The 3,907-nt window shown below is 68.7% G+C and carries 4 protein-coding genes and 3 pseudogenes; 3 read left to right on the forward strand and 4 right to left on the reverse strand.

What is annotated here, in order from left to right:
- Window positions 1-167 (forward strand): annotated as a pseudogene (locus AB0D27_RS45120) (IS630 family transposase); the annotation flags it as partial.
- Between the two features lie 136 nt (window positions 168-303).
- Here AB0D27_RS45120 and AB0D27_RS45125 read toward each other — a convergent pair.
- On the reverse strand, window positions 304-810 hold the full coding sequence (locus AB0D27_RS45125; protein ID WP_238577255.1) for a helix-turn-helix domain-containing protein: 507 nt from the start codon (window positions 808-810) through the stop codon (window positions 304-306).
- Between the two features lie 108 nt (window positions 811-918).
- On the opposite strand from AB0D27_RS45125, the gene AB0D27_RS45130 reads away from it, so the two are divergent.
- Window positions 919-1,704: an SDR family oxidoreductase gene (locus AB0D27_RS45130; protein WP_362521413.1), complete on the forward strand. Its 786-nt coding sequence runs from the start codon at window positions 919-921 to the stop codon at window positions 1,702-1,704.
- A gap of 25 nt (window positions 1,705-1,729) precedes the next feature.
- Window positions 1,730-2,089, forward strand: a complete 360-nt coding sequence (locus AB0D27_RS45135; RefSeq protein ID WP_362521416.1) for a nuclear transport factor 2 family protein — start codon at window positions 1,730-1,732, stop codon at window positions 2,087-2,089.
- 83 nt (window positions 2,090-2,172) lie between these two features.
- Here AB0D27_RS45135 and AB0D27_RS45140 read toward each other — a convergent pair.
- From AB0D27_RS45140 to AB0D27_RS45150, 3 genes and pseudogenes are all read right to left on the reverse strand, one after another.
- Window positions 2,173-2,532, reverse strand: a pseudogene (locus AB0D27_RS45140) (transposase); the annotation flags it as partial.
- A complete protein-coding gene (locus AB0D27_RS45145; RefSeq protein WP_362521419.1) occupies window positions 2,499-2,708 on the reverse strand; it encodes a hypothetical protein in 210 nt (69 codons plus the stop codon). The gene AB0D27_RS45145 and the pseudogene AB0D27_RS45140, both read right to left, overlap by 34 nt.
- Before the next feature lie 177 nt (window positions 2,709-2,885).
- Window positions 2,886-3,907 (reverse strand): annotated as a pseudogene (locus tag AB0D27_RS45150) (hypothetical protein); the annotation flags it as partial.

Raw genomic sequence — 3,907 nt, forward strand, 5'->3', positions numbered from 1 at the left:
GCATCGAGGCCCAGTTCACCGCCCTGCGTTACTTCACCCTCGACGGCACCGACCACGCCAACCACAAGGAACAGGGCAGCATGATCCGCCGCTACCTCATCTGGCGAAACCGCCACGCCGATGACCGGCACCTACGCGCCCTCGTGGACAGGGCAAACGTTGCCTGATGCGGCACTAGTTATCAACGGCTCGGGATGATTGGCATGCGTGATGCTGGCGGCGATCCGGTGCTGCCTGGTCGATCAGGCACGAGGGTGCGTCCCGGTCCTGCTCAAGGCTGTTCGGTGCTCGTTCGGGGCAGCCCTACGCCTCCGCGGGGGTGGTCGGTCGTGTCGCGTATCGATGGCGCATGGCGTCGCTGGCTGCAGGACCTGCGGTGAAGACGTAGGTGTCGCTGTCGTCGAGTCGGCGGCCGGTCTTTGCGTCAACGACGACGGGCTCGACTTCCTCGCCGCTGTGCGCGTCGATGAGGATCATGCTGCGTTCGGCCGGTGTGAGGCGGGAGTTGCCCCACGCTGCCAGGGCGACGACCACCGGTCGGAGCGAGCGCCCGAGCTCGGTGAGGACGTACTCGTGGCGTACGGGGTTGGTCTGGTAGGGCCGGCGCTCCAGTAGTCCGTCGGCGACGAGGGTTTTCAGCCGGGTGGTGAGCATGCTGGAGGAGATGCCCAGACTCTCCTGGAACTGGTCGAAGCGCGTGTAGCCGTCGAAAGCGTCGTGGAGGATCAGCAGCGTCCACCACTCGCCTACGTGTTCCACCGTCGTGGACAGTGGGCACTCCCGGTCCTCCAGCCTGATCCGGCTTGCCATGGCGGCCATCCCCTCGGTTACTGCTAAAGTCGAAGTTAGTAGCTTCTATTTTAGCAGTAATGACGGGAGCGGTGCCTTCTGCGCCCGCACCCGGGAACGGAGCACCCCGTGACCACATCTATCAGCGAATCCCTCGAAGGCCGACGCGCTCTGGTCACCGGCGGCACCAAGGGCACCGGAGCCGCCATCGCCCGACGTCTCGCCCAGGCCGGCGCGACCGTGCTGGTCACGGCCCGCAGCCGCCCTGACGACGTCGAGGAGAAGGCGTTCATCACCGCCGACCTGTCCACCGCCCAGGGCGCAGCCCACGTAGCCGCCGAGGTGGACGCCCGCGTGGGAGGCGTCGACATCCTGGTCAACACCCTCGGCGGGTCCGAGGCGCCGGCTGGAGGGTTCGCCGCGCTCGGCGAGGACGACTGGGCCAGGGAGCTGAACACGAACCTGCTGGCCGCCGTCCGCCTGGACCGCGCACTCCTGCCGCACATGATCGCCACAGGTAAGGGCGTGATCGTGCATGTCACCTCTATCCAGCGCCGCATGCCGCTGTGGAACGGAACCCTGGCCTACGCAGCCGCCAAGGCCGCCCTGACCACCTACAGCAAGGGCCTGGCCAACGAGGTCGCCCCGCACGGTGTCCGCGTCAACACCGTCTCACCCGGTTTCGTGCAGACCTCGGCCGCCGACAACCTCGTCGCCCGGATCGCCCACGACGCAGACATCACGCAGGAAGCGGCGCTGGGCCGGCTCATGGACTCCCTGGGCGGCATCCCGCTGGGCCGTCCCAACCGGCCCGAGGAAGTCGCCGAGCTCGTCGCCTTCCTCGTCTCCGACCGCGCCTCGGCCATCGTCGGCGCCGAACACGTCATCGACGGCGGCACCACCCCCACCGTCTGAACCCGCCACCACCCCAAGGAGCGTCATGCACGACAACCAGCCCCGAACCAGCACTCCGGACACCCTGCCCGAGGTGATCATCCGCTACCTGACAGCGCACCGCGCCCACGACACCGCCAGCGCAATCACGGCGTTCACCCGCGAAGCCACAGTGATCGACGACGGCAACACCTACGCCGACACCGAGACGATCAGGGAGTGGCTCGACCGATCGGCCACCGAATTCACCTACACCATCCACCTCACCGGCGCCCAGCAGACCGACGCAACCCGCTACATCGCCACCCACCACCTTGAGGGCAACTTCCCCGGCGGGAGCATCGATCTGCGTTACCAGTTCACACTCCGCGACGGCCTCATCGAACGCCTCGTCATCGAACCCTGAGTCCCTGCCGGCGCCACCCGTTGCCGCCTCAGGCGAAAAGCCCCGCTCGCCCCGCAATCTCGGTGACTCACCTTCCTGCCAGGTCAGGCCGCCACTCGCAAGGGCCGTCCGCCCCAGCGGATGCCTTTCTCGCTGCGGATGCGGGCGCGTTCCTTGCGTTCGGCGGCCAGGACGTCGCGGTGGCGAGCGTTGGCGTTGCGCCACCGGAGGCAGGCGTGCAGGGCCCGGGTCTGCACGGTGTGGTTGGGGTGACTGGAGTTGGCGATGGTGAACTGCCGCAGCGGCCCGAAGTGGGCCTCGATCGGGTTGGCCCACGAGGCGTAGGTCGGGGTGAAGCACAACTCGACCTTGTGCTTCTTCGCCCAGCGGCGGATGCCAGTGCCTTTGTGGGCGGACAGATTGTCCAGGATCACGTAGATCGGGGCGCCGTCGGGCCGGGCGGCGGGAGCCCTATCTCCCGGCCGTTGCCGTGCATGTGCACAACGGCCCGCCGGTGGTACACCCCCTGGTCGACGGAGTCGGGGAATCCGACGTGCTCCCGGATCGCGGAATACGCGCCGGGCTCGGGCAGGTTGAGGTCCGTGACCGCGGCGGCCGGGTCGATGCGCAGTGCTCGCATGGGTACTCCTCATCGGTTCAAGGGCAGGGCTGCGCGGTGCCCAGGGGCGCGGTACGCAGGGGCGCGCAGTGATCAAGCTGTCTGCGCAATACACCGCTGACCAGTGGTTTCTGCTGATTACGCATCCTGTTGGGCCTGATGGGATGCTGGATGCGCAACCGGTGCGCGGTCGCGGACTTACTGCTGCGCGTCGGCGTGATGGCGGATGAGGGCCTGCCAGCGCCGCTCGAAGTCGGCGTCATTCTCGGTGATGTAGTCGGTGGTGACGGGCTTGTTGTACTGGGCGGTGATCCCGCGGAATGCGCACCCCCGCGCAACGGCGTCCGCCGCAGGCTTGTCGTTGCGGATCCGGTGTTCGGCCCAGACGTTGTAGACGCGGGACGGCAGGAAGTAGCGGCGCAGGTTGGCAGGGCTGACCGGCTTCCCACCTCGGCCGTGCATGCCCTGCGCCGCAAGATAGGCAGACAGCTGCTCGGCCGTCGGTTCATCGCCGTGCTCGGTCTGGTATCCCCTCCACGCCACGTAGTAGCGGTCGACGGTGGTCAGGGCAACGCGCTCCCCCGCTGAGCCGTCCAGCCCTGGCGGCGGGTCATCGATGGCGGCGTTCACCCGGGGGATGCGCCTCTCCTTGGCGGCCTGCGCACCCGCGCCAGCGGGCGCCGCCTCGGCGTCCTCCTCCTGCGCGAGGACCTCGTCAGCGGCCTGCTCACCGGGATCGGCGGCAGCCTCCTCAGCGGGCGGTCCGGTGCTGGCGAACTCACGCTCCCGGAAGGTTGCGACGAAGTCCGCCAAGTCCTCGCCCGTGACGGGCCGGCCGTCGGCGCCCGTGATGCCGTCCCGCTCGTAGACGTGCGCCGCGAGGGCAGCCGCGTCGGGGTAGGTGCCGCGCTCCTGCTCATAGGTGCGCCAGGCGCTGTAGAAATAGTCGTCCCACTGGCCGGCCGATTGGTCGGCCGCCTGCGGTTCCACGGACGCGACGGGCTCCTCAGAGCGCGCCGCGTAGCGCTCCTGGAGGACCTGGAGAAGGGGCTGCACCTGCTCCTCGGAGAGCGGGCCACCGGCCCCGGTGGTGATGCCGTACCCGTCGCGGAGCCACAGAGCCCACTGCGCGGGAGCCGGCTCGACCCGGAACCGCGCGATGAACGCCCGGTAGGCCTCGGCGAACCGCTCAGCGGTCTCCTCGGCCGATTCCTGCGGAT

Origin of the sequence: Streptomyces sp. NPDC048415 (assembly GCF_040651675.1) — a bacterium.
Classification (GTDB): Bacteria; Actinomycetota; Actinomycetes; order Streptomycetales; family Streptomycetaceae; genus Streptomyces.